Source organism: Haladaptatus sp. DJG-WS-42, assembly GCF_037198285.1.
Classification (GTDB): Archaea; Halobacteriota; Halobacteria; order Halobacteriales; family Halococcaceae; genus QDMS2.
This window is the reverse complement of sequence record NZ_CP147243.1, coordinates 1,664,193-1,687,106: the sequence shown is the minus strand read 5'-3', so window position 1 is coordinate 1,687,106 and position 22,914 is coordinate 1,664,193. Positions and strand designations below refer to the sequence as shown.

Below are 22,914 nucleotides of genomic sequence, written 5' to 3'. Positions count from 1 at the left end.
AGTGTCAGACAACCTCATTGTAGAGTGTGACTATCCCTCCCATGACAGACGCCGACATCACTAGCGCTGAACCGAGTGCGGCTTCTACTGCGTTGTCTATCGACGACACAGGCGCACTCGCACAGGACATTATCGACAACGTAGAACAGGTAATCGTTGGGAATCACGGCACCGTCGAGCAGATTGTGACCGCCATCTTGGCTCGCGGTCACATCCTCTTAGAGGACGTTCCCGGCGTCGGGAAAACGATGCTCTCGCGCGCCGTGGCTCGCTCTGTCGATTGCTCGTTTAAACGCGTCCAGTTCACCCCGGATTTGCTCCCCTCTGACATAACCGGCGTCAACGTCTTCAACCAGCAAACCCGCGAGTTCGAGTTCCGCCCCGGCCCGATTTTCGCAAACTTCGTCCTCGGCGACGAGATCAATCGTGCACCGCCGAAAACCCAGAGTTCGCTCTTAGAGGCGATGGAAGAAGAACAGGTGACGGTTGACGGTGACACCCACCGCGTCCCACTCCCTTTTACCATCATTGCAACGCAGAACTCCGTCGAGCGAAATCGCACCTACGAGCTTCCGATGGCCGAAGTCGACCGGTTCATGAAGAAACTCCACCTCGGCTACCCCGACGAGGATGCAGAAAGCGAGATGCTCCTGCGTGTGGTCGGGCATCACCCAATCGAGCAGCTCCAGCCAGTCGCGAGCGCAGAAGCGCTCCAGTCGGCCCGCGAGACGGTTTCGCAGGTGTCCATCGAAGAGCCGATCCGTCGCTATGTCACCCAGATTGCGGGCTACACCCGCGAAAATGCCGTCCTCGGCGTGAGTCCGCGCGGCTCCATTTCGCTGTTGCGCGCCGCCCAAGCCCGCGCGGTCATCGACGGCCGAGACTACGTCATCCCCGACGACGTCCAACAAGAGGCTGTCTCGGTGCTCGCCCACCGTATCCAACTCGGCGCTGACACGGCTGGCGTGACCAAGCGCGAACTCGTCGAAGCCGCGCTCGAGGCCGTTTCGGTTCCATGAGCATCACCCGCCGAGGTATCGTGGTGGTGGTGGCAGTCGCGCTCGCCCTCGCCATGTCATATTCGTTCGGCGGGCGGGCACTGAACGCGATCGTCGTCCCTGCTGTTATCGCGCTCGTCGCGGGAGCCATCCAGAGCACGCGTCTCCCGAAGCCGGAAGTGACCAGAAGCCAGCCAGCGCCCGGCTTCCCGGGGGAGACCCGGACGGTGACGCTCTCTATCGACGGCACGAACACCGCAAGCGCGAGCGTCACCGATGGCGTTGCAGAGGGGCTTTCTGCCACCAACACCCATTTCGAGGCGTCCGTCCCCGGAACCATCAGCTACGACATAGAGTACGACCGCCGGGGCGAACACGAACTCGGCCCGGTCACGGTTTCGGTGCGAGATATGTTCGGCCTGTTCGAGCGCACCTTTTCGTACCCGCTCATCACGCGGACGCTCGTCTACCCGCGACTCGAAGACCTCTCGGACGACGCGCGCCACACGCTGAATCTCCTCTTTGACGAAGCCGCCGTCATCTCGCGCCAAGAGTTCGATAGCCTGCGTGAATACGTCCCCGGCGACCCGTTGCGCGACATCCACTGGAAGACAAGCGCGAAACGCGATGGCGACCTGCTGGTCGCGGAGTTCATCGGCGAGGCGGAAGAAGACGGCCTCTCCATCGTCGCAGAGGGCGACGCCGGGCGCGCAGACGAGATGGCCTGTGCCGCCGCAAGCGTCGCGGCCTACGTCCTCGATGCGGGGCTCTCGTGTGACGTGACGGCTCCCGGTGGCCACGTCACGCGCGCTCGCGGCGACAGCCAACGAAAGCGCGTCCTCACGCTGTTCGCCCAGACGCCCGCAGGCGGGGTTGCAACCGCCCGCCGCGAGGCTGCAGACGTGCTCGTCTCCGCGTCGGGCGACGGCCCGACGACCCTGTCGTTGCGCGACCGTGAACTGGCTTTTAATGACCTGACTCGCCGGGCTGCGGTGGCTGCAGACGGCGGGAGCCCTGAACCATGAGTACTGAAACCGCCACCTTCGTTGACCGAACCGACTTCGGCTTGCGCGACCCGCTTCGCCTCCTCTCGCTCGTCGCCGCTGCCGTCTTGACCAGCTCCTACGTGAACGTGCTGTACGAGGTGACAACCATCGTCGGCGGGTCAAACGACCTGCTGGTGCTCGTAGCCGCCACGCTCCTCGTGAGCACGCTGCTCGCGCGCTATCTCTCCTCGTGGGTCGCCCTCCTGCTCGCCGCAGTCATGCTCGTCGGCGGAATGTGGTTCTATCTCCAGTCGATTCCCGACGGCTTCGCGCTGCTCCTTCAGACCGAGCGCGTCATAAGCGACGTGACCGCGCTCATGACCGGCCTCTCCATCCTGCGGGTGACGAAAGCCAGCGTCTGGGCGATGGCGATTGCGCCCGGCCCGGTGTTCTTGTCGTGGTACTTCGTGATGCAGCGACGCTACGCACTCGGCGCGCTCGTCGGCACGGTTCCGCTCGGCCTGTTCGTCCTCACAGGCGACGCGGACATGCTGCTCACCGCGATGGGCGTGACCGCCGCCGCCGCCCTCGTTGGGTTTGGCGAACTCGAACGCTTCGGCGCGACGCTCGGACAGGCAGACCTGTTGACCGTCGTCCTCGCCACGATGGTCGTACTCTCGCTCACCATCAGCGTCGTGCCGGGTGGCGCGTCGAACCCGCTGTTCTCGGGTCGGCCGGGCGGCGACACCATCGAATCGAACCTGCTCACCGCAGACGAGGAGGTCGCCGTCCTCGGGAGCATCAGCCTCTCACCGGAGGTGCGCTTTAGCGTCTCCGCGAACAGCCCGCAGTACTGGAAAGTCGGCAGCTACGACCGCTACACCGGCGGCGGGTGGGTGCGAACCGGCGAAAGCACGCTGTATACGAGTTCGCTCGCCGCGCCCGAGGGTGACTCACGCCGCCTCGTCCAGACGTTCGAGATAGAGACGAGCCGGATGGACACGATGCCCTCGGCGTGGAAGCCAGTGAGCGTCCGCGGGACGCAGTCAGACCGGACGCGCGTGACCCAACACGACGGCATCCAGCCGCTCGGGTCACTCCGCGAAGGCGACCGATACACCGTCTTGAGCCGGGTGCCACAGACCCACCCAGACCAACTGCGTTCGGCGGGGACGGACTACCCGGAGCACATCGAAGAGCGGTATCTCCAGCTCCCCGAATCGACGCCCGACCGCGTGGGTGAGTTTACAACCCAGATTACGGCTGACGCCGAGAATCCCTACGACACCGCGCGTGTCATCGAAGTGTATCTCGAAACTGAGAAGACGTACTCCTTAGACGTCGAACGGCCGGACGGTGACATCGCAGATTCGTTCCTCTTCGAGATGGACCGTGGCTACTGCACCTACTACGCGACGACGATGGTGACGATGCTCCGCACCCAGGGCATCCCGGCCCGCCTCGCGGTTGGCTACACGCCCGGCGAACAGGTCGCAGACGACAAGTGGGTCGTCCGCGGCTTAGACGCCCACGCGTGGGTAGAAGTGTACTTCCCTGAGACGGGGTGGGTGCAGTTCGACCCGACCCCGTCAGGCGCGCGCGAGACCGCGGAAACCCAACGCCTGACCCAAGCGCGGGCGGCTGGTGAGGAGAACGTCGATACCGACGAAACGCAGGCGAACGCGACGACGACCACCGAGACGCCGGACACGAGCACGAACACCAGTTCGAACAACACCGTCTCCGGCCCGGACGATGAGCGCCTCTCTGAGATTCTCGGCGGCGACCCCGGCTCGCAGGGAACGTCGAACGCGAGTACGCCACCCGACGGCCCGGACGGAGCTGCCCCTGAAGACGCGGGTGGCGGCATCCCAATTCCGAGCCGCGAGCAGACCGCCGTTGGGCTGGTCGCGCTCGTCGGAATGGCCGCGGGTGCCCACCGCACGGGCGCCTCGAAACGCGCCTATCGCGCTCTCTGGCTGCGCTGGCCGCACTCCGGCACACCAAAAGAGGATGCCGCGCGGGCGTTTTCCCGCCTCGAATACCTGCTCTCGCGTCACCACGGCCCGCGTCGGCCGGGTGAGACACCACGGCAGTATCTGGCGAGAGTGGACGCAGACGGCGATGCCCGCCGAGTCGGCACGATTTACGAGCGGGCGACGTACGCCGGGCGGGTGACCCGCGAGGAGGCGAACGAGGCGCTCTCGCTCGTAAGCGAAAAAGTCCGGGACGCAACCCCGCTGCTTCGCCGGTTGGGTCGGTAGCGTCTCACGAATTTCTAAAAACACAACACCCGACAGCGTTTAGTAGGACGCTTTCGTATCTCGAGTCGTAATGTCGGAAGTGTGCTCGACGTGTGGATTGCCCGAGGAACTCTGCGTCTGTGAGGACGTCGCCCGGGAATCTCAGCAGATTAACATCCGCATCGACGAGCGTCGCTATGGGAAGGAGGTAACGATCATTGAAGGTCTCGACCCAAAGGACGTGGACATGGATAGTCTTTCGTCCGACCTGAAATCGAAGTTCGCCTGCGGTGGCACCGTCGAAGACGGTTCCATCGAACTCCAGGGGAACCACACGGGCCGCGTAGAGGACTTCCTGCGCGATAAGGGCTTCAACGTCGCCTGACCTTCAACTGAATCGTCACCTTCGGCCTTCGGGCCACACATTTACTTTCTATCAAAACAGAGCGGCAGCTAAAACGGCGCGCCGGGGCCTTCGTTCGATGCCTCGGCTTCGAGGCCACCGGTCTCAAACCCGTACTCCCACGCATCAAGGCCACCAGCGAGGCTCTCGACGCGGGCGTCTGCAGTGCCTTCGTACGACGAGATGAGCCGCACGGCTTGAATGCTTGAGACGCCGTGCGGGCAGACGGTCACGATGTGGGCTGCGTCCGCGAGCGTCGGAATTTTCGTCACGAGGCTGTGAAACGGGATGTTCTCGCTGCCGGGGATGTGCCCGCGGGCGAACGCCCCAGGCGAGCGGATGTCGATGATGCGCACGTCTGCGCCCTCATCGAGCAGGGCTTTGACCTCGTCCGGCGCGATTTCGTCGTCTCTGAGGTCGGTCATATACGTGTTTTATTGGGTGCGTGAGGATAAGCGTCTGGGTTACTACGAACGGAAAATTGGATAAGAGAACGACGAAACTGCGACTGCTACCACGAAAGCCCCCGAGCGCTGGACTCCCGCGGTACACGCTGTGCTCCTCACTCGCTCCGCTCGTTGCGGTGCTTGCCCCACCGGGGTTCGCCCAGCGCCCGGCCCCTTTCAGTCCCACCCCACAGCCTGCCCGTTCCCGACTCGCGCGTCCCAGCCCTCGGTGAACTTAGATGAGGCCTTCTTCTTTCGCCAGCAGAATGCCTTCAATCGTGGCGTCGTTTGCGGGTTCTTTTCGGGCGAGGTCGAGAGCGTCATCGACGGGAACCGACGTGACGGTGATGAACTCGTTGCCGTCGAGTTTGCGTTCGACGGGGCGCAAGCCTTCTGCGAACACAATTCCCCGGCGGTGGCGGAGGACGCCAGTCGAGCACCAGAACTCTTCTACGAGGGCGAGGCTGTCTGCAGCGAAGCCGGTTTCCTCCTGCAGTTCGCGCGCCCCGGCTTGGGTGTAGGATTCGCCTTGTTCAACGATGCCTGCGGGGAGTTCAAGACACTGCTCGCCGATGGCCGGTCGGTACTGGTCTACGAGGATGACTTTGTCGTCAGCGACGGCCACCACGACGACGGCGGCGGGGAGTTCTGCCCAGTAGTACTTCTTCTCCGTGCCGTCCGGTTGGGTGACGAGGTCGTAGCCGCCGGTGTACCAGCCGGTTTCGTATTCGGCCTTTGATTCGAGGACCGGCCAGTCGTGATTGCGTGAATCGGTCATACGTCCTGTACAATCGTTATCCGATAAAGTGTGCCGTTGTGTGAGACGTACACGGTGTCGCCGCTTTTGCGCAAGCTCGAAGTTAGAGCGACAGCGCGTCGCGGTAGATGCGGCCAAACGCCTGTCTGCGGAGCGTGCCAACCGCGGCGTCCTCCTCGTTCTGGAACGTGGCGGCAACCACGGTGCCCGCGAACGGCGCGACGTGCCAGACGACGTGGTCTACGGTGTCACTCCCGGCTTCGATGACCTCGTACTCCTCGTGTTCCGCACACCAGTCGTCGAACTCTGTACGCGTGCCGACGGTGACTTTGAGCAGCGAGGAAAACAGCGCGTTTCGCGCGGTCGTGACCACGTCGCCGGTGACGCGTTCGTGGTACTCCTCGCGGTCGAACTCCATCGCTTTCGCCGTCTCGCGAACCGTGAGTTGAGCGGCGGGGCCGACCTGTTCGAACTGCTCGCGGGCGTCTTCGATAGTTGCTGGCGAGAAAAGGCCGTCTTCGTGCATGGTCTGTGTATGTGGCGGGATGCAGTTACGCGTTTTCGTCTTCGTCTTTCGCGCGGTGTTCTTTCGCCATCCGCTTTGCTTCCTCCATCGCCGCCTGCGTTTTGGCGTCTAACTCGGGTGACTGTTCGGCTGGTTCCATGTGGTGTGCGTGGCTTGGCTCGTCATCGAAAAGGTCGCCGGGGCGCACGTCGTCGTGGTCGTGGCCCGTCGTATCCTCGAACACCTGCGGATACTCGCGTTCTTCTGCGAACTCGGTGACGCGCGCGGCGAGTTCTTTCTGCCCCTCCGCAGACCAACCGGGGGCGTGTTCGTCCAACCACGCTTCGTGCTCGGCGTTGCCAAGGATGGCGGTGAAGGCGAGGTGGTTCGCAAGATGCTTGCCGTCCATCTGCGGTGCCTCACAGACCGGGCAGACATATCCCATGGTGGGTGGAATGTGAGCCGTCGAAAAAAGGCAATCGCCTCACTCGTCTGTTTTGAGGAAGATGAGTGCGTCCTCGCCGTCTTCGTAGTAGCCCGGAACACGATGGTGTGGGGCGAAGCCAAAGCGTTTGTAGAGCGCCTGTGCGCCCCCGTTTGACTCCCTGACTTCGAGTTTCACCGAGCGCACGCCGTGGGTGGCGAGGACGAACAGCGCACGTTCGAGCAACAGGCTGCCAATCCCTTCGCCACGGTGGGTGGGCGCAACGGCGAAATCCTTGATGTGGCCAATCGGTCGCCCGTGATTCACCACCGCGTCGGCCACGACGTAGCCCACGATGTCGTCGCCTGCAGCGACGAGAAAGCCCGGTTCGCCAACAAAAAATTCGAACGCCTGATACGGCCACGGCTGGGGAAACGACTGGCGTTCGATACGAAAAATAGAGAGCAAGTCTGTGCGCGTCGCTTCTCGAATCTCGACTGCCTGCCCGACATCTTCGGCCGTCGTTGTCACGGAGAAAGGTACGCACGGAACGCTATATATCACATTTGGGCGACGTACTGTGGCGTTACAGCACCCCCACTATGGTGGAGAACCCAGCCACTGAGAGCCGTCGCTCACTGCCGGTGAAAACGAAAGAGAAGTGAGAGAGATTAGTCGTCTGCGGGTGCGGCGCCGCCTTCGGTCTGCATCTTCGTGTGTGTCAGTTTGCCACCGTCTGCGAGGATCTGGCGTTCGCGCTCGGAGGCTTCGAGTTCGGCGGTGAACTCCCAGTCGTCGTTGACGCGAACCGTGAACGTCTCCTTACCGTTGCGGACGCCTTCTGCGACGTCGTCGACGATTTCCATGTCATCGCCTTGTTCGAGTTTGCCGTAGGTCTCCTCGTCGATGACGAGCGGGAGGAGACCGAAGTTGAACAGGTTCGCCTTGTGGATGCGGGCGAACGACTGGGCGAAGACGCCCTGGATGCCGAGGAACATCGGACAGAGGGCGGCGTGTTCACGGGAGGAACCCTGCCCGTAGTTCTCACCAGCGACGAGGAAGCCGCCGTCGGAGTCGAGCGAGCGCTGGGCGAAGCTCTGGTCGACGCGCGAGAGCGTGAACTCAGAGAGCTTTGGGATGTTCGACCGGTACATCAAGATGTCCTGCGTTGCTGGGATGATGTGGTCGGTCGTGATGTTGTCCTCCATCTTAAGGAGGGCTGGCCCGGAGAGGTTCGCTGCGAGCGGGTCTTTGAGCGGCACGTCGCCGATGTTTGGCCCTTTGATGAGGCTGTCGTCAACGGGCTCGTCTGGCGTGATGATGTCTGCTTTCGAGCCGTTGTATTTGTCAGGCATCACGGCACCTGGCGCTTCGAGGTCGCCGAGTTCCTCTGCGAGGTCGCGTGGGTCGACGATTTCGCCTTTGATGCCAGCGGCGGCGGCGACCTCTGGCGAGCAGAGGTAGACGTTGTCGTCTTCGATACCGGAGCGACCCTCGAAGTTGCGGTTGAAGGTACGAAGCGAGACGGAGTCGGAGGCTGGCACGTGACCGATACCGATACACGCACCACAGGTTGCCTCAGAGAAGTTGACACCGGCGGCCATCATCTCTGCGACCCAGCCCTCGCGGGCGAGGAGTTCTGCAGACTGCTTGGAGCCGGGTGCGACGATGAACTCCGTTCTCTTATTGACTTCGTTGCCCTCGACCATCTTCGCGGCCGGGAGGATGTCGGTGTAGCCACCGTTGGTACAGGAGCCAACCATGACCTGTTCGACGGACGTGCCAGCGACTTCGCGGACGGGAACGACCTTGTCCGGCATGGATGGGCACGCGATGAGCGGTTCAATCTCTGCGAGGTCGATGACGATTTCGTCGTCGTACTCTGCGTCCTCGTCTGGCTGGAGGTCGACGAATTCGTCTTCGCGGCCGACACGGGAGAGGAAGTCCTTCGTCGCCTCGTCGGTTGGGAAGATGGAGGACGTTGCGCCGAGTTCCGTACCCATGTTGGTGATGGTCGTGCGCTCAGGGACGGTGAGCGTCTCGACACCGGGACCGGTGTACTCGAAGATTTTGCCGACGCCGCCTTTGACGGAGAGACGACGGAGCATCTCGAGGATGACGTCCTTCGCGGTGGACCATTCTGGAAGTTCGCCTTCGAGGCGAACGTTCACGACTTCAGGCATCTCGACGTAGTATGGGCCGCCACCCATGGCGACGGCGATGTCGAGGCCACCGGCACCGATGGCGAGCTGGCCGAGGCCACCGGGCGTTGGCGTGTGGGAGTCAGAGCCGAGGAGCGTCTTGCCGGGTGCGGCGAAGTTCTCCTTGTGGACGTTGTGGCAGATGCCGTTGCCGGGACGGGAGAAGTAGGCCCCGAACGTGCCTGCTGCAGACCGGAGGAAGCGGTGGTCGTCAGAGTTCTTAAAGTCGAACTGATAGGTCTGGTGGTCACAGTACTGGGCGGCGAGTTCAGTCTGGACCTCGTCGATTTCGAGCGCTTCGAACTGGAGCCAAACGAGCGTCCCCGTCGTGTCCTGTGTGAGCACTTGGTCGATTTCGATACCAATCTCTTCACCTGTCTCAAGTTCCCCTTCGACAAGGTGGTCAGCAAGAATTTTTTCCGTAAGCGTCTGTCCCATATCAGCTAAAAATGCAGGCTACAGTGTTATAAATCCCGTGAAATTAGCCATGGAAAACCATCATAAACACCGCTTCCGGCGGCAATTTTCTCGAAAGAATTGCCATTTTCACGCGAACTGATAGACACTTGGTGACATAGCAACTAGCCAGCTATTCAGCCTCGCTTCGGAGCCCGTCGAGCACCGAATCGAGCGCGGCGCGAATCGGGGGAATCGCCTCCGTGCGCGTGGTCGTCGCGCGCGTCTGCATCGCATAAAGGAGCAGGCCAACGATGTGTTCTGCCACCTCGGATACGTCTCCGTCGTCGAACTGCCCGGCCTCGATACCGGCGTCGATGAAGGTGGAGACGGTCGAGACGAGCAGGGAGTCGAGTTCCGTGAACTTCTCGCGGTAGGCCTCGCTCTGGGCAGCCTGTGCACGAAGCTCTGAGTAAACGCGCAAGAAGGTGCGTTTGTCTTCTGAAACGCTCTCTGGGAGGAGTTTATCGACGAACGCGCGTAGATTCGTTTCAGGATCTGCAGTTGCATTGTCGATGTACGCTTCGGTGAACTGGGCGAGGTGGAAATCGAGCAACGCCAACAGGAGGTCGTCTTTGTCGTCGAAGTGGTAGTAGATGAGCGAGGGGCTCTGGCCGAGTTCGTCGCCGATGGCCTTTATCGAGAGGTCTGCGTAGCCGTGAGTCGCAAGCGCGTCGAACGCCGCTGCGATGATTCGGTGTTTTGTGGAGCCAGAGTCCGCTCGCGCGCCGGAGTGCGTCATAGAGTTCTCACACGTAGTTCGACACGCGTGACCCTCAATACTTCGAGAATGGGTCAGGCCTCCACGGTTTCTTCGTCCGCCGTCGCTTCTTCGGCGAAGAACGTGACGCCCGTGGCTTCCGTTGCGTACTCCCAGAGCCGGCTTGCGACCTGTTCGTCGCGGGCGGCAGTGGAGATTTTCGCGGGTTCCGGGTAGCCACGGATTTCGAACCAGCCGTCCGGGCCGTAGTACTCGCCTGCTTGCGCCTCGGGTGCGGTTGCCGCATAGAGGGTGGGAAGCGCGCCTTGGTCTTGGTCCATGCTGAAGAAGCCAATGCCGAAGTCGGTGAGCGAACTGTGGCGTTGGAGGTTCGTTCGCGTAAAGCCGGGGTGGGCGGCGAGCGAGCGGGTGGCTGCGCCGTGGGCGTCGAGCCGTCGCTGGAATTCGAGGGCGAACATGAGGTCTGCAAGCTTGCTCTGACCGTATTCGCGCCACTGACTGTAGGACTTCTCGCCGCGGAAGTTGTCGAAGTCGATGCTCGCCCGGCGGTGGGCGAGGCTCGACAGCGTCACGACCCGCGACTCGGGCGTGGCGAGGAGCATCGGGAGCAACTGACCGGTGAGCGCGAAGTGGCCGATGAAGTTCACGCCGAACTGGAGTTCGAAGCCCTCCTCGGTCTTCGAGAACGGCGGGATCATCACGCCTGCGTTGTTCACGAGCACGTGGAGGTCGTGATAGCGGTCGCGGAACGCGGATGCGAACTGTGCGACCGAATCGAGGCTTGCGAGGTCGAGTTCCATCGTGTCGAGCGAGGCGTTTTCAACTTCGGCTTCAAGCTTGCGTCGGGCGGCGTCGGCGCGGTCTGCGCTCCGACACGCCATGACGACGTGTGCGCCGTTTGCCGCGAGTTGCTTCGTCGCGCCGTAACCAATTCCGCTGTTCGCGCCGGTCACGATGACCGTCTTGCCGGTGAGGTCAGGGATGTCTGCCGCCGTCCAGTTTGTAGATGCCATAGTGTGTCTCCGAGTGACCGTCCAACCGATTTGTTTGAACGTTCAATCAAATACTGAAATGGCGGTGGAGAATATAAGCGTATCCTCAAAAATGACGGCTGTGTGAGAGGTGCGTGCTTCGGCAGACCTTTGCTCTCGGGCCAAACTTCCATAGGTATGTTCCGAAGCGGGCAGTTCGTTGCAGACAACGTCACCCCGGTCACCGACGAACAAATTCAACCGAACGGCATCGACCTCACGCTTGAGGCCGTGTTCGAACAGCGCGAACCCGGCCGAATCGGCATGGACGGCAAGGAGGTCGGCGACCGCCAGCGCATGGCGGGCGAGCAGGTAGTCGAAGTGCCACCGGAAGACCCCGACCCGAACGGCGCGTACTACCTGCCGCCGGGCGGCTACATCGTCCGCTACGCCGAAATCGTCTCCATCCCCGAGGAGCACGTCGGGTTCATCTACCCGCGGTCGTCGCTGCTGCGCAACTCGTGTATGCTGAACACCGCCGTCTGGGACGCGGGCTACGAGGGCAAGGGCGAAGGGCTCCTCCAAGTCCACCACGACATCGAAATCGAACACGGTTCCCGCATCGCCCAACTCGTCCTCGCAGAGGCTGACCACGAAGGCGTCTACGAGGGGGCGTATCAGGGTGAAAATCTCGACTGAGCCGAACAATGTCCCAGTATATTTTTGATAATTTAACGTAGTCTGCAATAGATTTTAATGTGGCATCCTCGTGCAGAGGCTATGGCACGTCAGAACACGCCACGACGGACGTTTCTCAAAGGCATCGGCGCGGCAGGCATCGGCACGGCGCTCGCAAGCGGGAGCGCGGGCGCGTCGTTGCCACTCGTTGACGACGTTCTCGACCTCGGAAGCGAAGCCCCACAGGAAGTGCTCGTCGTCTTCGACACCACCGACGACATCTCACTGCTCTCCGGACTCAGCCTCGAAGACGGCTTCGTCGGACTCACCGTCCTCCCAATCGGCTACACCCGCCTGACGGGGTCGCAAATCGAGGAGGTCGCCTCGTGGGACGCCGTCCGGCGCGTCGAAGCCAACACAGAACTCGAGTATCACAACGCAGACGCCCGCGACGTGACCGGCGTCGAAACTGTCAACTCTGCCCTCGGCTACACCGGCGAGAACGTCCACACCGCCGTCATCGATTCGGGGATTTCTGGCCTGCATCCCGACCACCAAGTAACCCTCCAGCACAACTATCGCTACCTCAACCCGCTCGGGACGAGCGAGACCACCTTCTGGACGGACGTTGGCAACCTCGACACCGACGACAACGGCCACGGGACCCACACCAGCGGGTCGATTGCGGGCGACGGGACGAACACCGCCGAGAACCGTGGGATGGCCCCGGACGCAGACCTCACCGTCTACTCCGCAGGACTCACGTTACTCATCATCCACGCCGTCTCCGCGATGGACCACCTCATCGCAGAACGCCTCGCCGGAAACACGGACGCTCAAATCGTCTCGAATTCGTATGGGAGTGCGAGCGCGGACGACTACGACCCGGACGCCGCGCTCAACGTCGCGACGTGGGAAGCGTTCGAAGCAGGGATTCTCCCCGTCTTTTCAGCCGGGAACTCGGGGCCAGCAACCAACACGTTAAACGACTACGCGAAAGCTCCCCACGTCCTCAGCGTCGCCGCGACGACCGACGAGAAAGCGGTCACCGACTTTTCCTCGCGGGGCCGCGCCCCCGCGTACTCGGGAGAGACGAACTACGACCGCCAGACCGCCTTCAAGAACCTCAGTGCCTACCGCGCGGGCGAGTCCGTGAGCGGTCCAGTCGGCCTCTACCGCAACGGCGTTGGCGCACCCGGCAACGCCGTCGTGAGCACGCTCTCGCCGCTCGACCCGCTCAACGCGACCGGCGAGGGCAACGACCTCTACTACGGCCCGCTCAGCGGGACGAGCATGTCCTGTCCGGTGACCGCCGGGGTCGCCACGCTCGTCGTGGACGCCTACTACGACGCGACGGGGTCGTACCCGGACCCGCTCGACGTGTTGAACACGCTCGAAGCGACGGCCATCGAGGCCCGTGCGGACTACACCCCAGCGAACATCGGCGCAGGCTTCGTGGATGGGGAAGCCGCCGTCTCGCGGGCGGCAAACGGAAATCTCGCTGACTTCAGCGAGGTCAGCATCGTCAGCGAATAATCAGACGACCGTTGTGGTCTCTCGGAGGACTTCTCCGGAGTGCCACACGAGGTGCTTTTCTTCTGCGTGCAGTTCTGCGTGCTCGAACGTCTCGTACTCGCTCCCCGTCCGGACTCGGAAGCCACAGTCCGGTTCCGGGCAACTGTATTCGTAGGCCATGTTTGAGATACGCACGCTGAGGAGAAAGCGTTGTATTCGGGCGAACATACGTTTCTCCGCACGAAATTCAGACGTTTGGATAGTTTGGCCAGAACACTATTTAATAGACAATTGTTGCCTACTGTCATGCGTTTCAGCAGACGGAGTGTACTCAAAGCCACGGGCGCGGCGGGCGCGGCCACACTCGTCCCGTTCACCGGAAGCGGGTTTGCACAGACACCAACCATCGACACCGGTCTCGACACAACCAGTACGGAGTTACAGGAAGTGCTCGTCGTCTTCGACGACCCCGCGAACGTGGACCTCCTCGCGCAGTTCGACCTCGCGGAAGGCCACTTCGCCTTCGAGGTGTTGCCGATTGCCTATACGAAACTCACGGGTGACCAGATTGCGACGCTCGGAGAGATTCCCGCAGTAAGATACGTCCAAGCGAACGAACAACTCGACTATCACAACGAAGATTCGCGGGAGGCGACGGGCGCTGACATCGTCCAAGAAAACCTGTTTTACACGGGCGAAACCGCCCACTCGGTGGTCATCGATTCCGGTATCGACGGCGACCATCCCGACCACCAGACGAACCTCCAGCACAACTGGCGCTACACCGACCCGCTCGATTCGGGCACGATGTGGGTCGATGCGGGCCCCGCAGACACCGACGATAACGGCCACGGCACCCACACCAGCGGGTCGGTTGCGGGCGACGGCACCGCGAGCGGCGGCCAGTACAAGGGTATGGCTCCCGACGCGAAACTCACCGTCTACTCGGCGGGGGCAACCCTCCTCATCGTCCAAGCAGTGGGAGCCTACGACCACCTGCTCTCGCGGGTCGAGCAAGGGAAAACCGACGTGCAAATCGTCTCGAACTCGTATGGCAGTTCGAGTCCCGACGACTTCGTGCCAAGCGACGCGCTCAACGTCGCCACGTGGGAAGCGTTCCAGCGCGGCATCCTTCCCATCTTCTCGGCGGGCAACGACGGCCCCGGCGAGGACACGCTCAATAACTACTCGAAAGCCCCGCACGTCCTCAGCGTCGCCGCGACGAAAGACGATAAATCGGTCACTGACTTTTCGTCGCGCGGCCGGTTCGCCGACTACGACGGCGGCGGCGAGGGCGCACAGTACGACCGCGAACTCGCACTGTCGAACCTGACCGACTACTTCGACGCGAACCTCGCAGACCAGCCCGTTCTCGCAGAAGCGACCTTCACCGGCACCGTCGGCCCCGGTTCCAGCGACGCGGGCGTTGGCGACGCCGTCTATCAGGAGTGGACAGCCCCCGAGAAGGCGGGCTACGTCGAAGCCGACGTGTCGTGGACGCCGCCGGGCCAAGACCTCGATATCTACCTCCACCAAGGCGCAGAAGACGGCCCCGTCGTCGCAAGCGGTGCGAGCCTGGACAACCCAGAACACGTCGCGGGAGCCGTGACCGGCGGCGAAACATACTACTTCGAAATCGTCCCGTACGCAAACCTCACCGCGTCGTGGACCATCGACCTCACCGCCCGCGAAGCCCCGCCAAAGGGTCAGCAACCCGAGGGCCCGTTCGGCATCTACCGCAACGGCGTCGGCGCGAACGGCAGTCTCGTCATGAGCACGCTCTCGCCGGACGACCCGTTGCAGGCGTACGCGAGCACGGGCGACCCGAACGAACAGGACGCAGAAATCTGGTACGGCAAAATCTCGGGGACGAGCATGTCCTGTCCCGTCACTGCCGGGGTCGCCACGCTCGTCGTGGACGCCTACTACCAGACCCACGGTGAGTATCCAGACCCACTCGACGTGTTGCTCATCATGGAAGCCAGCGCGAAGGACGTGCGCGGCGGCTACAACCCGGCGAACATCGGCGCAGGATTCGTCGACGCCGTCGGCGCGGTCACGCTCGCAGAGCAGAACAAACCGCATCCGGCGAAGTTCAAAGACGTGGAACTCACGAGCCTCGACGGCACGGCCACCGACACCGTGTTCGAAGCCACCGGTTCGCGGGCGGACGACGGTTCGGTGTTCACCGCTGGGCAGACGAATCAGGTGACGATTACGGTAGACAGTTCGACCGGCGCGGCGTTCGTCCGCGACGCGATTCCGTTCGACTGGACGCTCGTCGGCGGCGACGACGCCGAGGTGTACACCGAAGACGGCACGCGCTACGTCGAGTTCACGGAGCCCGTGGGTGCGGTCGAAGATGGCGACGACCCCGTGACTCGGACGTACTTCCTCGAAGCGCCGGATTCGACGGGCAGCTACGAATTCGGCCCCGCAGAGGCCACCGCGGCGTTCGACGAGGTGCGGACGGTGACGCTCACCGGCACGGACAGTAACACCGTTGGCGGCGTCGATACGAACTGATCGAGTTTCCTTTTTCTCGCAAGAAGCAGCGCTGGCTGGGCCAAAACCTATATGCGAATGTGTCTGGAATCCAGCGTATCGACGGTGTGTGAAGAGATGCCTCAGCATGACAGCGACTGACGACCGTGTGAGCGTGTGGGTGTTTGGAACGATTGTGGTAGCTGCCGCACTGCTTCTCTCACCGATGGCCGTCACCGCACTCCCTGACGACCCGCTTTCTGGAACCGGGACAGACGCCACCAACACGACGAATACGACGCTCGACACCGAGACGGAAACGCTGACTTTCACACCGACCACGACTACCGAAACGCCGACTCTCGAGCCGACCGGTTCGACCACTGAGACGACTCCTTCGACGGACACGGTCACGGACGAAGTGTCTGCGCCGACGCCCACACCGACCGAAACGATAGCCGAGGTCGAATCGACCGTCGAGGACGGGGCGACCAGCGTGGTCGAAGATGTGAACGACGGAACGACGACGACGGAAGTCGTTGACACGGGTGACGCGACCGACGACGTAACCGAGACAAGAGACACCCTCACCGAGGTTTCGACCGACTCGACGGACACGGGAACGAACGAGACGACCACCGTAACCGTCCCAGTCGATTCAACGGACACCGCCGACCTGACGGCAACGCCGACCACTGAGACGACGGGCACAACGGACAGCGTTGACGCTGACGCGACGAACACGGCTAGCGAGACGCTCGAAACAACCGCAACCACGACCGAAGTGGACGTGACCACGGAGCCAACCGAACCGACCGACGCAGTGGTCACAACGGAGCAGACCCCGAGTGAGACGCAGGAAGCAGACGCAGACGAAGCCCAGACGAGCGAGACCACGGCCGCCACGGAGCCGGGTTCGAGCGAATCTGCCGATGCCGCAGCGGTGGCCAATTCCGCATCCGGCAGCGAGCGACGAGACGAGCAACGCGCCGCTGAGTCTACCGCGACAACTCCGTCGAACGACAGCGCCACCGCACTCCTTCCACCGATTTCGACCGTCCCGCTACCGGAGCCAGTGGCCGAAGAACCCGGCATCGCGCTCGGTTTCGGCGCGCTCGTCACCGCGGGCGCGGTGCGGTATGGCCCCGCAATCGACTGGTCGAGTTTTGGCCACGTCGCCAATCAGGCGGCCAGCCCCGTCGTCACCACCAGACTGCACGCCGGCATCGAGCGCGTGACGCGCATCATTGCGCCGTTTCGCTACAGCCGCTTTGACGACTCAGACCCGCTCGAACACGAGGGGCGCGATGCCGTCTTTTCGGCCATCAACGAGTCACCCGGCATCTACCTCTCGGCGGTGGCAGAACGCGCGGATGTGCCGCTTTCGACGGCGCGCCATCACCTCCGCGTGCTCGAAGACGAGCAGCTGATTTCGGGCGCGAAAATCCGGGGCAAGCGTCGGTTCTATTCGGCACACACCGAAGGTCACGAACTCGTCGCGGCGCTCAACGACGAGGCGACGGCGACCGTCTTGGACGCGCTCTCGCGGCTCGGCCCCGCCTCTGTCTCCGCGCTCGCGTCGGCTGTCGGGCGCGACCCGAGTACGATCACGCATCACCTCCAGCGGCTCGAAGCCGACGGCATCGTGGTGCGCGAACGCGAGGGCCGCGCGGTCGTTACCCGACTCTCACAAGAAGCGAACGCCGCCCTGCGCCCGGAACCGGAGCCAGCACCCTCCGCACGCCTCATGGCGGACGGCTCAGGCGTCGAGGAAGGTGTCGGTCAGTAAGCCGAGTTGCTGTTCGAGATCAGCAGGGGTGTGGACGACCTGCCCGAGTATCACTTCATCAAAGCCGATGGCTTCGACGGCATCGAGGTCGGCTTGTATATCCGCTGGCGTGCCGGTCAAGCAGTACTGTTTCGCGTAGTCGAAGTTTCTGTCGCCGTCGAGGAAGTCCTCGTAGGCAACTTTCTGTTCGCGGTGAGCTGCTTCGCGGTCGTCGGTGTCCACGACGTGGATGTACTGGAGCATCACCCGGCGCAGCGAGTCCGGATCGACGCCCTGTTCGCGGGCGTAGTCTGTGATGAGCTCCCACTCAGCTTCGAGCTTTTCCGGGTTCGTTGGTCGGGCAAGCCAGCCACCACAGTTCAAAATCCGGTCGAGAATTGGGCGGGGGATGCGCCGGTTTCCATCTTCGTCAACAATCGACGAACCGCCGGCGAGGAGCTTTGGTGGGGTGTCGAGCACCGGATCGATTCGCACGTTCTCGAACTCGTGAAAGCGCCCAGAAAAGGAGGTCTCGCCGTCGAACAGCTGATTCAATACTGAAACGGCTTCGCTCACGCGCGGGCCGCGTTCGGTGCGAGGAACGCCCGTCACCTCGAACTCCTTTGGGACATACCCGGCGCCGAGCCCGAGGGTGACCTGCCCCTCCGTGAGGTGCTGAATCGAGAGGGCTTGTGAGGCGATGTTCGCAGTGTGGCGAAGCGGTGCAATGAGAATGGACGTGCCGAGGTTCGCCTCCGGCGCGACCGCGGCGGCGTGCGAAAGCGCAATCAACGGGTCGAGCAGGCTGGTGCGATACGTTTCTGGTTTCACGAGGTGGTCGAGTACCCAGAGGCCGTGGAAGCCCGCGTCGGTTGCTTCGCGTGCCCACCAGCGGATCGTTTCCGCTGGGACGCGATACTCGCCGGTACAGTGGGTTGGCAGCATACTCCCGAGTTTCATGGCTTCACAAACGAGTGTGTGAACAAGTAGCTACCCCCGCCAGCAAGCGCTGTCACTGCTCGAAGTAGCGGTCTGCGTGCGCCCGACACCCCGGATTGAACGCCGCCTCGCACGCCGGACACACATCCTCGGCGTCGAGATACGCCGTGACCGTGAGTTCGGTGTCGCAGACACCACACAACACTGCTGGTTCGTCAAATCGGTCGCGTGGCCAGACGGTCGCCTCGTGGTCAGCGACGGCCTCGTGGCACTGAAAACACGGGTAATACGTCTCACAGCAGGCGAACTTGAGCGCGACCACGTCGCGGGCTGTGTCGTAGTGGGCACAGCGCGTTTCTGTGTCGACGGCGACGCCGCGAACCTCGGGCATTGACGGTGGTTGGGGTGGCGTCGGGTTGAGCGTTCTGCTAGCTCAAGGTTCTTAACAGTGGTCACTGAAACGGTGACATGGCTAGCGCTTCGGAGTCGCTCTCTGAACCCTACGTACTCGCGCACACGAAGCGACGGCTGTTTCCAAATTCTGGAGGCTCACAGGAGTATGCAGTCACGGACACACAATTTTCGACGGGGAGGTGGCTCGCAGACGAGCGCATTCGGGCAGACGTCATCGAAGAACTCGCGCCGTTCAACCGCGTCAAAATTGGCAGTGGGTTTCCAGACTTGGTCGGCGTCAGAAAGCTCGAACCCGAACTGCTCGCCGTCGAACGGTTCGGTGACGACCCGCCGCTCATCGCCATCGAAGCAAAAGGCCACACGAGCAACGGATTGGTGGACACAGAGCGCGGTATCGTCCAAGCGTACAACCGCCTCGGTGAAGCAAATGCGGCGTATCTGGCCGCACCCGCAGACGCCATCACGCAGACGGATGCGACACTTGCACGTGAGTTAAACGTCGGCATCCTCGGCGTCTCCCCTGATGGCGCGGTCGAGCCAACTATCGTCCCGCGACTCGTTGGTCACCGCTCGTCCGAAGCGACGGACGCAATCCGATTTCAGGCAAGCGCACAGGGCGTCGCCGACAAGTCGTTTGGGTTGAATCATCCGAAAAACTACCTCGGCTATGCCCTCGCGTTCGCGCTCGGAGCGACCCAAAACGAGGTTGAACAAACACTCTCGCGGTACGTCGTTCGTGAGACGAACAGCGCCCGGCAGGGAGCCGCGTTTCTTGGCCTCGTAGACGACAAACTCGGGCGTGAAACCCTGGCACCACTCGGTCACGAAGTGGTGCGGTTTGCACAGGACGCCTGTGGTGGCGTGGAAGCCGCCCTCGAAACCTTTGAACACTGGAAAGGGACTCGGTCGCGCTTTTACGCCGAAGCCCCACGCTGGGGACAACTCGCCCGGCGTGTCGTGTTTGCGTATCCGGCAACCCAACTACTCGTAACGGAACTCCAGCAACTCCACGAGTGGGACAACCCCGAGCCAACACTGGTTGAACTCGTGACCGCACTCCACGAACAGCATCCGACGTTCACGGTTGAGTTGTTCATTCGCGGAACTGCGTCCGCACGGGCTGGCGTGCTCAACGAGGACGGCGAGTTAGTGGTGGAGGCACTCACGGACGGAAACGTGTACCACTCACCGACCGTGTTCCAGTTGAAGGCGATGCTCTATCACGTTGGCCTGCTGGCAGAGCGGGGGAAAGAACCCCACCGACTCGACCCGGAAACCGATAGCTGGGCGCTCAGAACTCCGGTGTGACGAAAAGCGATTGAAGGCGATTCAGCTCTGGACGGCGGTGTCAGACCGACGAAACCGGCCGAGTCGGCTGTAGCCTTCTATCTCACCGCGCTCGGTGAGCAGAAGTTCGTACTGGCCGAGGATGTCCTGTGTGTCCGGAACCGAGTGGCGTTCCACGACTTCGACGACCGCACGCCAGCCGCCGTCGCTGGTGGCCATCACCTCGGAGACGCCGTCTAGCTCGTGGCCGATGAGGTCGGTCGCCGTCTCCGCGACCCGCGTGCGAACGTCGAGGATGGACAGCTCATCGCCATCGAGCGACGGCGCGGCAGGCGAGTCGTCCGTTTCCTCGTCTACCGTCGGGTCGTCTTCGTCGTGCTGGTAGCAAAACGACCCATCGGTCGCTTCACGGTCACACCGCGCACCATCCTCGGTGAGCGCGTGACACTGTGCGTCAGCGCTCATTTAGTTCGTTGCCGAGAGTTCGAACTCTCGGATGTCCTCTAAGTCCCCTGATTGCGTTACTTGCTCTAGCCTGCTCATCTCGGTGGCGTACTTGAGGAACGTGTCGACCGAGGCGGCGACGACGCGCGCTTCCACCGTGAGCAGTTCGATCCCGACGACCGACAGGCGTGCGAACACGTCGATGACGACGCCTTTGTCGAGGATGCGATCGAGTACGTCTGCGAGACTGGAGGTGTCTGGTTGGGAACCTGCCATTGCCTGTGTACGTCTCTCATGCAGGGCTTTATTCGTTGATGCCGACGCTTAATTTTTCCAAACTGTTTGGCCGTCACTATTAGAAGGTGGTGTGGTGAATGGGTACGAGAGAATGAACCGCCAGAGCGACCAGAGGTGGGCACAGAGGCGATGACGAACAGCTACTACGTGTACGGCGTCCTGAACGAAACGACACTCGACGTCACCGTGACGGGGGTCGAGGGGGCAACAGAAATCAAGACGATTGACTATCCACCGTTCTCTGCGGTCGTCTCCGATATCGACACCGAACAGCCGGAGGAAACTGACGAGAACGCACGCGCACACGACGACGTTTTGCAGGCCGTGATGCAGTTAGATGGTGGCACGACCGTCGTTCCGATGCGGTTTGGAATGGTGTTCGACTCTGCCCGTGGCGTGAAGAACATCCTCCGTGGCGGGCGTAGAGCGTTCACCAAGGCGCTGCGCGACACCGAAGGGAAGGTAGAACTCGGCGTGAAACTCGTCGCAAAACCGGACGCGGAGATGGACACCGAGGTCATCCACAAGGACGTTGTGGCCCGCCTCGATGACGTGGCAGAACAGGCCGCAGACGGCGACTACTTCAGTGACCTCTTGGTGTTGAACAAGTCGTATCTCGTCGCCATCGAGAACCGCGATGCCTTCGATACCGTGGTCGAAGAAATCGAAGCCGAGTACCCCGACTTCCGGGTGCAGTACACGGGTCCGTGGGCACCGTACAACTTCGTGGACATCGAAATCAGTGGGGAACGGAGCAATGTTGCTGGTCGATGACCTGCTGTTTCGCCCGTTGGTCTCCATCCTCAATGCTATCCACACGGTCGCACTCACCGAGTTGTACGACACTGACGCCATCCGCGACCAACTCAAAGAAGCGCGATTGCTCTACGAACTTGGCGACCTACAGCAGGCGGAGTACGAGGCACGAAAAGACGCACTCGAAGCCGAACTTGAGCGTGCAAAACGCGCCCACGAACGCCTCGGCGGGCGGGTGGAGGTGAAACGATAATGGACCCAGATATTGGCGACACGCTCGACACGGCAAGAGAGACCGCAGAAGACGTCGCAGAGACGGTCACCGACACGGTTTCAGACCACACGCCAGCGGAGGTAGAACGCCTCCGCGAGGCAGGAGACGAAGCGACGTCAATGGCCGACGAAATCAACGTGACGCAACTGGCACAGGCCATCAACATTTCCGAGGTACCGGACGCCCTCGACGATGCCGATTTGAACGACGTGATTACCGAACGCGACGTGGCGGACGTGCTCGACGTTGATGACGTGCCGGAAGCAGTCGATGCGGACGCGGCGAGAAACGCGATGGACGTGCGTGGTGCGTGGCGACACGCCCGCCGGATGGTCGCGGCGCTCAAAGGAGAGGACGAGCGGGACGTAGAGCCGCCCGACGTGAGCGACGAAGCCGTAGACGAACCGGACGACCTAGACCAGTTCAGCCAACTCGCCGTCCAGAAGAAAGCGAGCAAGGCCGTAGACGAGTTCCGCGAGGAGTTGCTGAAGGCGAGAGCACGGCTGAAAGCACTCCACGACACGAACGTGGAGCGGACGACGCCGGATTCGCGCCAGCCGTCGTCGCGGAGTCCAACCGCCGTTTCGACGGTCCCGTCTCGGAACTCCGGGTCGGTGCTGGGGCTTCGCGGTTCGACGGTTCCGGAAGAAACCAAGTACTCGACTGCGCCGAACCGACCGCGCATCTACGGGAGTCGATTCGAAGAGGAAGGCGATGGATAGCGCCCGCCCCTCTCGCCAGCAAGGCAACCTCGCGGACATGGTCGAGATGCTGCTCGACAAGGGCGTCGTCATCAACGCCGACATCGCGGTGTCGGTCGGTGACACGGAACTGCTCGACATCCGCATCCGGGCAGCCATCGCCTCTTTTGAGACGGCCGCCCAGTACGGTCTCGAATTTCCGAGCGGGACGGACATGGAGCGGGTAGCGGAAGCCTCCGGGAGGCC

25 protein-coding genes and 1 pseudogene are annotated in these 22,914 nt (G+C 62.4%); 13 read left to right on the top strand and 13 right to left on the bottom strand.

Annotated elements, in window-relative coordinates; genetic code table 11:
- Positions 1-41: 41 nt before the first annotated feature.
- The 4 genes from V5N47_RS09250 (at position 42) to yciH (ending at position 4,612) form a co-directional block, all read left to right on the top strand.
- Entirely contained in the window at positions 42-1,019 is a 978-nt protein-coding gene (locus tag V5N47_RS09250; protein WP_338727050.1) for a MoxR family ATPase, read from the top strand.
- Complete coding sequence (locus V5N47_RS09245) at positions 1,016-2,023, top strand: DUF58 domain-containing protein (protein ID WP_338727049.1); 1,008 nt, start codon at positions 1,016-1,018, stop codon at positions 2,021-2,023. Before V5N47_RS09250 ends, V5N47_RS09245 begins: the two co-directional genes overlap by 4 nt.
- The gene (locus V5N47_RS09240; RefSeq protein WP_338727047.1) at positions 2,020-4,248 is read left to right on the top strand and encodes a transglutaminase domain-containing protein; all 2,229 of its coding nucleotides are present in this window, start codon (positions 2,020-2,022) and stop codon (positions 4,246-4,248) included. Before V5N47_RS09245 ends, V5N47_RS09240 begins: the two co-directional genes overlap by 4 nt.
- 70 nt (positions 4,249-4,318) lie before the next feature.
- The gene (gene yciH / locus V5N47_RS09235) at positions 4,319-4,612 is read left to right on the top strand and encodes a stress response translation initiation inhibitor YciH (RefSeq protein WP_276245642.1); all 294 of its coding nucleotides are present in this window, start codon (positions 4,319-4,321) and stop codon (positions 4,610-4,612) included.
- A gap of 68 nt (positions 4,613-4,680) precedes the next feature.
- On the opposite strand, the gene V5N47_RS09230 is transcribed toward yciH, so the two are convergent.
- From V5N47_RS09230 to V5N47_RS09195, 8 genes are all read right to left on the bottom strand, one after another.
- Entirely contained in the window at positions 4,681-5,055 is a 375-nt protein-coding gene (locus tag V5N47_RS09230) for a rhodanese-like domain-containing protein (protein ID WP_338727046.1), read from the bottom strand.
- A 256-nt stretch (positions 5,056-5,311) separates the two neighbouring features.
- Complete coding sequence (locus tag V5N47_RS09225) at positions 5,312-5,854, bottom strand: NUDIX hydrolase (RefSeq protein WP_338727044.1); 543 nt, start codon at positions 5,852-5,854, stop codon at positions 5,312-5,314.
- An 82-nt stretch (positions 5,855-5,936) separates the two neighbouring features.
- Positions 5,937-6,359: a DUF5809 family protein gene (locus V5N47_RS09220; protein WP_338727042.1), complete on the bottom strand. Its 423-nt coding sequence runs from the start codon at positions 6,357-6,359 to the stop codon at positions 5,937-5,939.
- A 25-nt stretch (positions 6,360-6,384) separates the two neighbouring features.
- A complete protein-coding gene (locus tag V5N47_RS09215) occupies positions 6,385-6,783 on the bottom strand; it encodes a DUF5810 domain-containing protein (RefSeq protein ID WP_338727040.1) in 399 nt (132 codons plus the stop codon).
- Positions 6,784-6,822: 39 nt separating this feature from the next.
- A complete protein-coding gene (gene rimI / locus V5N47_RS09210; RefSeq protein WP_338727039.1) occupies positions 6,823-7,293 on the bottom strand; it encodes a ribosomal protein S18-alanine N-acetyltransferase in 471 nt (156 codons plus the stop codon).
- 140 nt (positions 7,294-7,433) lie between these two features.
- Positions 7,434-9,401: an aconitate hydratase gene (locus V5N47_RS09205; protein WP_338727038.1), complete on the bottom strand. Its 1,968-nt coding sequence runs from the start codon at positions 9,399-9,401 to the stop codon at positions 7,434-7,436.
- 151 nt (positions 9,402-9,552) lie between these two features.
- Positions 9,553-10,161, bottom strand: coding sequence for a TetR family transcriptional regulator (locus tag V5N47_RS09200; protein WP_338727036.1), 609 nt, complete (start codon positions 10,159-10,161; stop codon positions 9,553-9,555).
- 53 nt (positions 10,162-10,214) lie between these two features.
- Complete coding sequence (locus V5N47_RS09195; protein WP_338727034.1) at positions 10,215-11,153, bottom strand: oxidoreductase; 939 nt, start codon at positions 11,151-11,153, stop codon at positions 10,215-10,217.
- Positions 11,154-11,303: 150 nt separating this feature from the next.
- Between V5N47_RS09195 and V5N47_RS09190 the strand changes: the two genes are divergently transcribed.
- A complete protein-coding gene (locus V5N47_RS09190; protein ID WP_338730288.1) occupies positions 11,304-11,810 on the top strand; it encodes a deoxyuridine 5'-triphosphate nucleotidohydrolase in 507 nt (168 codons plus the stop codon).
- A gap of 81 nt (positions 11,811-11,891) precedes the next feature.
- Positions 11,892-13,325, top strand: a complete 1,434-nt coding sequence (locus V5N47_RS09185) for a S8 family serine peptidase (RefSeq protein ID WP_338727033.1) — start codon at positions 11,892-11,894, stop codon at positions 13,323-13,325.
- Here the strand turns inward: V5N47_RS09185 and V5N47_RS09180 are convergent, their stop codons facing one another.
- Entirely contained in the window at positions 13,326-13,484 is a 159-nt protein-coding gene (locus V5N47_RS09180) for a hypothetical protein (protein WP_338727032.1), read from the bottom strand.
- A 126-nt stretch (positions 13,485-13,610) separates the two neighbouring features.
- On the opposite strand from V5N47_RS09180, the gene V5N47_RS09175 reads away from it, so the two are divergent.
- Both V5N47_RS09175 and V5N47_RS09170 read left to right on the top strand, forming a co-directional pair.
- Positions 13,611-15,830, top strand: a complete 2,220-nt coding sequence (locus V5N47_RS09175; RefSeq protein ID WP_338727030.1) for a S8 family serine peptidase — start codon at positions 13,611-13,613, stop codon at positions 15,828-15,830.
- 106 nt (positions 15,831-15,936) lie between these two features.
- Positions 15,937-17,577, top strand: a complete 1,641-nt coding sequence (locus V5N47_RS09170; protein WP_338727028.1) for a helix-turn-helix domain-containing protein — start codon at positions 15,937-15,939, stop codon at positions 17,575-17,577.
- Here the strand turns inward: V5N47_RS09170 and V5N47_RS09165 are convergent.
- On the bottom strand, positions 17,548-18,516 hold the full coding sequence (locus tag V5N47_RS09165) for an LLM class flavin-dependent oxidoreductase (RefSeq protein WP_338727027.1): 969 nt from the start codon (positions 18,514-18,516) through the stop codon (positions 17,548-17,550). The genes V5N47_RS09170 and V5N47_RS09165 overlap by 30 nt on opposite strands.
- A 52-nt stretch (positions 18,517-18,568) precedes the next feature.
- Positions 18,569-18,886, bottom strand: coding sequence for a CHY zinc finger protein (locus tag V5N47_RS09160; RefSeq protein WP_338727026.1), 318 nt, complete (start codon positions 18,884-18,886; stop codon positions 18,569-18,571).
- Positions 18,887-18,963: 77 nt separating this feature from the next.
- On the opposite strand from V5N47_RS09160, the gene V5N47_RS09155 reads away from it, so the two are divergent.
- Entirely contained in the window at positions 18,964-20,217 is a 1,254-nt protein-coding gene (locus V5N47_RS09155) for a hypothetical protein (protein WP_338727024.1), read from the top strand.
- 21 nt (positions 20,218-20,238) lie between these two features.
- Here the strand turns inward: V5N47_RS09155 and gvpO are convergent, their stop codons facing one another.
- Together gvpO and gvpJ are read right to left on the bottom strand one after the other, a co-directional pair.
- Positions 20,239-20,661, bottom strand: coding sequence for a gas vesicle protein GvpO, halophile-type (gene gvpO, locus V5N47_RS09150; protein ID WP_338727023.1), 423 nt, complete (start codon positions 20,659-20,661; stop codon positions 20,239-20,241).
- The gene (gene gvpJ / locus V5N47_RS09145; RefSeq protein WP_338727022.1) at positions 20,662-20,916 is read right to left on the bottom strand and encodes a gas vesicle protein GvpJ; all 255 of its coding nucleotides are present in this window, start codon (positions 20,914-20,916) and stop codon (positions 20,662-20,664) included. It lies immediately after the preceding gene.
- 150 nt (positions 20,917-21,066) lie between these two features.
- Here gvpJ and V5N47_RS09140 point away from each other — a divergent pair, with 150 nt between their 5' ends.
- The 4 genes and pseudogenes from V5N47_RS09140 to V5N47_RS09125 all read left to right on the top strand — a co-directional run.
- Positions 21,067-21,711 (top strand): GvpL/GvpF family gas vesicle protein, encoded by a 645-nt coding sequence (locus V5N47_RS09140; RefSeq protein WP_338727020.1) that lies wholly within the window; start codon positions 21,067-21,069, stop codon positions 21,709-21,711.
- The gene (gene gvpG, locus V5N47_RS09135) at positions 21,695-21,946 is read left to right on the top strand and encodes a gas vesicle protein GvpG (RefSeq protein WP_338727018.1); all 252 of its coding nucleotides are present in this window, start codon (positions 21,695-21,697) and stop codon (positions 21,944-21,946) included. Before V5N47_RS09140 ends, gvpG begins: the two co-directional genes overlap by 17 nt.
- Positions 21,946-22,689, top strand: a complete 744-nt coding sequence (locus tag V5N47_RS09130) for a hypothetical protein (RefSeq protein ID WP_338727017.1) — start codon at positions 21,946-21,948, stop codon at positions 22,687-22,689. The genes gvpG and V5N47_RS09130 overlap by 1 nt, the downstream gene beginning before the upstream one ends.
- Positions 22,682-22,912: pseudogene (locus V5N47_RS09125) on the top strand (gas vesicle protein); the annotation flags it as partial. The gene V5N47_RS09130 and the pseudogene V5N47_RS09125, both read left to right, overlap by 8 nt.
- Positions 22,913-22,914: the final 2 nt, after the last annotated feature.

Bases quoted from the DNA above. Each gene is read 5' to 3' on its own strand.
- gvpJ (WP_338727022.1), bottom strand. From the start codon at position 20,916: ATGGCAGGTTCCCAACCAGACACCTCCAGTCTCGCAGACGTACTCGAT.
- V5N47_RS09195 (WP_338727034.1), bottom strand. From the start codon at position 11,153: ATGGCATCTACAAACTGGACGGCGGCAGACATCCCTGACCTCACCGGC.
- V5N47_RS09220 (WP_338727042.1), bottom strand. From the start codon at position 6,359: ATGCACGAAGACGGCCTTTTCTCGCCAGCAACTATCGAAGACGCCCGC.
- V5N47_RS09185 (WP_338727033.1), top strand. From the start codon at position 11,892: ATGGCACGTCAGAACACGCCACGACGGACGTTTCTCAAAGGCATCGGC.
- V5N47_RS09200 (WP_338727036.1), bottom strand. From the start codon at position 10,161: ATGACGCACTCCGGCGCGCGAGCGGACTCTGGCTCCACAAAACACCGA.
- V5N47_RS09215 (WP_338727040.1), bottom strand. From the start codon at position 6,783: ATGGGATATGTCTGCCCGGTCTGTGAGGCACCGCAGATGGACGGCAAG.
- gvpO (WP_338727023.1), bottom strand. From the start codon at position 20,661: ATGAGCGCTGACGCACAGTGTCACGCGCTCACCGAGGATGGTGCGCGG.
- V5N47_RS09245 (WP_338727049.1), top strand. From the start codon at position 1,016: ATGAGCATCACCCGCCGAGGTATCGTGGTGGTGGTGGCAGTCGCGCTC.
- V5N47_RS09160 (WP_338727026.1), bottom strand. From the start codon at position 18,886: ATGCCCGAGGTTCGCGGCGTCGCCGTCGACACAGAAACGCGCTGTGCC.
- V5N47_RS09240 (WP_338727047.1), top strand. From the start codon at position 2,020: ATGAGTACTGAAACCGCCACCTTCGTTGACCGAACCGACTTCGGCTTG.
- V5N47_RS09205 (WP_338727038.1), bottom strand. From the start codon at position 9,401: ATGGGACAGACGCTTACGGAAAAAATTCTTGCTGACCACCTTGTCGAA.
- V5N47_RS09250 (WP_338727050.1), top strand. From the start codon at position 42: ATGACAGACGCCGACATCACTAGCGCTGAACCGAGTGCGGCTTCTACT.
- V5N47_RS09180 (WP_338727032.1), bottom strand. From the start codon at position 13,484: ATGGCCTACGAATACAGTTGCCCGGAACCGGACTGTGGCTTCCGAGTC.
- V5N47_RS09140 (WP_338727020.1), top strand. From the start codon at position 21,067: ATGACGAACAGCTACTACGTGTACGGCGTCCTGAACGAAACGACACTC.
- V5N47_RS09165 (WP_338727027.1), bottom strand. From the start codon at position 18,516: ATGAAACTCGGGAGTATGCTGCCAACCCACTGTACCGGCGAGTATCGC.
- V5N47_RS09175 (WP_338727030.1), top strand. From the start codon at position 13,611: ATGCGTTTCAGCAGACGGAGTGTACTCAAAGCCACGGGCGCGGCGGGC.
- gvpG (WP_338727018.1), top strand. From the start codon at position 21,695: ATGTTGCTGGTCGATGACCTGCTGTTTCGCCCGTTGGTCTCCATCCTC.
- V5N47_RS09130 (WP_338727017.1), top strand. From the start codon at position 21,946: ATGGACCCAGATATTGGCGACACGCTCGACACGGCAAGAGAGACCGCA.
- V5N47_RS09230 (WP_338727046.1), bottom strand. From the start codon at position 5,055: ATGACCGACCTCAGAGACGACGAAATCGCGCCGGACGAGGTCAAAGCC.
- V5N47_RS09225 (WP_338727044.1), bottom strand. From the start codon at position 5,854: ATGACCGATTCACGCAATCACGACTGGCCGGTCCTCGAATCAAAGGCC.
- V5N47_RS09155 (WP_338727024.1), top strand. From the start codon at position 18,964: ATGGCTAGCGCTTCGGAGTCGCTCTCTGAACCCTACGTACTCGCGCAC.
- V5N47_RS09170 (WP_338727028.1), top strand. From the start codon at position 15,937: ATGACAGCGACTGACGACCGTGTGAGCGTGTGGGTGTTTGGAACGATT.
- yciH (WP_276245642.1), top strand. From the start codon at position 4,319: ATGTCGGAAGTGTGCTCGACGTGTGGATTGCCCGAGGAACTCTGCGTC.